The sequence below is a fragment of the Tsukamurella conjunctivitidis genome (genome assembly GCF_007858475.1).
GTDB classification, from domain to species: domain Bacteria; phylum Actinomycetota; class Actinomycetes; order Mycobacteriales; family Mycobacteriaceae; genus Tsukamurella; species Tsukamurella conjunctivitidis.
In genome coordinates, this window is the sequence record NZ_VIGX01000040.1 from 1 (window position 1) to 3,065 (window position 3,065).

Sequence of the window (3,065 nt, forward strand, 5' to 3'; positions counted from 1 at the left end):
TGGCTATGACAGCTTGAAGAGGCCCCGGCTCGACGGCTAGACCTGGCCCCGTTTGCGACTCGCCGGTGGTGTTGCGACGGTTTGATCTGGCCCCACCTGATGGTTGCTCGTGAACATCGTTTCCGAGCCGAAGCAGGTGGTGGCCAATGATGGGATCGAAGGTGGAGCTGTTCGCGCAGATCCGGCGGGACGCCCGGGTCGAGGGCATGAGTATCCGGGCGTTGGCTCGCAAGCATGGCGTGCACCGGAGGACGGTGCGGCAGGCGTTGTCATCGGCGGAGCCGCCGCCGCGGAAGACGCCGGAGCGGTCGTCGCCGCGGTTGGACCGGTTCAAGGCGGCGATTGATGAGATGTTGCGGTCGGATCTGGATGCTCCGCGTAAGCAGCGGCACACCGCGACGCGGATCCGGGAACGCCTGGCGATCGAGCACGATGCGGTCGAGTTGTCGTATTCGACGGTGCGGGACTACGTGCGGGTCCGGCGGGCGCAGATCGAGGTGGAGGCCGGCCGCCGGACGGAGGTGTTCATCGCCCAGGACCACGCCCCGGGCGCGGAGGCGGAGGTCGACTTCGGCGAGGTCTGGGTGATCCTGGGCGGGGTGAAGACCAAGTGCCACATGTTCGTCTACCGGCTCTCGCACTCGGGCAAGGCCATTCACCGGGTCTATCCGACCGGCGGGCAGGAAGCGTTCCTCGAAGGGCACGTCGAGGCGTTCCGCGAGCTCGGCGGGGTCCCGACCCGGCATATCCGCTACGACAATCTCACCTCGGCGGTGGTCGCGGTCCTGCAGGGCGGAGACCGGCGGCGACAGGAGAACCCGCGGTGGACGTTGTTTCACTCGCACTACGGATTCGATCCGTTCTACTGCCAGCCCGGCATCGCCGGGGCGCACGAGAAGGGCGGCGTTGAAGGCGAGGTCGGATGGTTCCGCCGCAACCGGCTGACCCCAATGCCGCAGGTCGAGTCCCTCGATGAGCTCAACGAGCAGATCAAAGCCTGGGAGGACCGCGACGAGGGCCGCCGGATCGACGGACGACTGCGCACCATCGGCCAGGACTACGAGCACGACCGAGCAGCGCTCGCGCCGCTGCCGGTGGAGGATTTCGACCCGGGCCTGATCCTCACACCACGGGTCGATCGGTCGGCGATGATCACCGTTCGGATGGTGAAGTATTCGGTGCCGGCGCACCTGATCGGCCGCCGAGTCCGCGTCTCACTACAAGCCTCCCAGCTGCTGGTCTACGACGGCCGGACCCTGGTCGCGCGGCATCCACGGGTCGCCGGCCGCGGCACCGCGAAGATCGACCTCGACCACTACCTCGAGGTGCTCAAGTTCAAACCCGGTGCCCTGCCGGGATCAACGGCGTTGGCGCAGGCCCGCGCTGCCGGGGTGTTCACCGCCAGCCATGATGCGTTCTGGGCCGCCGCCCGACGAGTCAACGGCGACACCGACGGCACCAGCGAGCTGATCGACGTCCTGCTGCTGCACCGCAGCCTGCCCGCCGCGGCGGTGATCGCCGGCATCGATGCTGCATTGCGGGTCGGGGCGGTGAGCGCCGAGGTCGTCGCCGTTGAGGCTCGCCGCGCCGAAGCCCGCCTGCTCGCGCACGCCTCGGTCGCTGCCGACCAGACAGGTGGGGCCAACGCTGGCCGTCATCTCGATCGCCATGCCGAACGACGCGAGCAACGAGTTGTCAGCCTCACCCAACGACGGCTCGCAGACCCCGCGGCGGTGATCGCCGGCCTGCCACCCGACCGGCGACCGCTGCCCAGCGTTACGGCCTACGACCGCCTGCTCCCGCAGCACCGGCGACGCACTGCCTCCGACGCGCTACCTGCGTCGCTGGACCCACCACCGATTGAGTCGCTGGACCCACCACCGATTGAAAGGCCCACCCGGCTATGACCGCAACCGCCAATAAGAACCAGACGAATGCGCTGGCCCCGTCGTTGCGCCGCCGGGGCGGCCTCACCGAAGAAGCCGCCCTCGCCGCCGTTGACCAGGCCTGCCGGCGCCTACGCCTGCCGACAGTGCGGTCGATGATCGACCAGCACCTCACCGCCGCCGCCAAGCAGCAATTGTCCTACCAGGGGTTCCTCGCCGAACTCCTGCTCGCCGAAGTCGACGACCGGGACCGCCGCTCCACTGTTCGCCGCGTCAAAGCCGCGGGGTTCCCGCGGGAGAAGTGGCTGGCGGACTTCGACTTCGACGCCAACCCCGACATCGAACCCGCCACCATCCACCAGCTCGCCACCGGCGACTGGATCCGCCACGGACTGCCGCTCTGCCTCATCGGCGACTCCGGAACCGGCAAATCCCATCTGCTGATCGGATTGGGAACCGCTGCCGCCGAGCAAGGCTTTAGAGTCCGCTACACCCTCGCCACCAAACTAGTGAACGAGCTGGTCGAGGCCGCTGACGAGAAGCAGCTCGCGAAGACCATCAACCGCTACGGCCGCGTTGACCTGCTCATCATCGACGAGCTCGGCTACATGGAACTCGATCGCCGCGGCGCCGAACTGCTCTTCCAAGTCCTCACCGAACGCGAAGAGAAGAACAGCGTCGCGATCGCTTCCAACCAGTCCTTCTCCGGCTGGACAGACACCTTCACCGACCCACGACTCTGCGCCGCGATCGTCGACCGGCTCACCTACCGCGGCACCATCATCGAAACCGGCACTCACAGCTACCGCCTGGCTCACACCGAAGCAGCAGCTACCGCGGGCTAAGCGCGGCGTTCGTCCTTGACTACCGACAGATGCCGGCGCAAGGCCCGGTTCTGGTGAGTGACATAAACCACGGTCCACCGGGTCGTCAGGTTCGGCAGTGGCTCCCCGTCTTTAATCTTCACCCGGACCGATACCTGATCACCGAGCTGATCATCACGCGCGATCACGAACTCGGCATACGCACGCACCGACTCGCGATCCCAACCAGTCGGCGCAACCACACTGCGCACCCGCGGCCGCCCATCCACACCCCGGACTCTAGCGGCTCAGGGCCCCACTCAGGTGGGGCCGAATGAAACCGCCCTACCGGGGCCAGATCAACTTGACATAGCCA

General features: G+C 67.3%; 3 protein-coding genes. 2 read left to right on the forward strand and 1 reads right to left on the reverse strand.

Features of this window, described 5'->3' with window-relative positions:
* The first annotated feature begins 149 nt into the window (after positions 1 to 149).
* The gene (istA, locus tag FK530_RS24175; RefSeq protein ID WP_231703188.1) at positions 150 to 1,907 is read left to right on the forward strand and encodes an IS21 family transposase; all 1,758 of its coding nucleotides are present in this window, start codon (positions 150 to 152) and stop codon (positions 1,905 to 1,907) included.
* Entirely contained in the window at positions 1,904 to 2,731 is an 828-nt protein-coding gene (gene istB / locus FK530_RS24180; RefSeq protein WP_068526535.1) for an IS21-like element helper ATPase IstB, read from the forward strand. Before istA ends, istB begins: the two co-directional genes overlap by 4 nt.
* Here the strand turns inward: istB and FK530_RS24185 are convergent.
* Complete coding sequence (locus tag FK530_RS24185; RefSeq protein ID WP_133298647.1) at positions 2,728 to 2,979, reverse strand: hypothetical protein; 252 nt, start codon at positions 2,977 to 2,979, stop codon at positions 2,728 to 2,730. The genes istB and FK530_RS24185 overlap by 4 nt on opposite strands.
* Positions 2,980 to 3,065: the final 86 nt, after the last annotated feature.

Excerpts from the sequence above, each read along its gene's own strand:
- istA (WP_231703188.1), top strand. The coding sequence starts at position 150 with ATGGGATCGAAGGTGGAGCTGTTCGCGCAGATCCGGCGGGACGCCCGG.
- istB (WP_068526535.1), top strand. The coding sequence starts at position 1,904 with ATGACCGCAACCGCCAATAAGAACCAGACGAATGCGCTGGCCCCGTCG.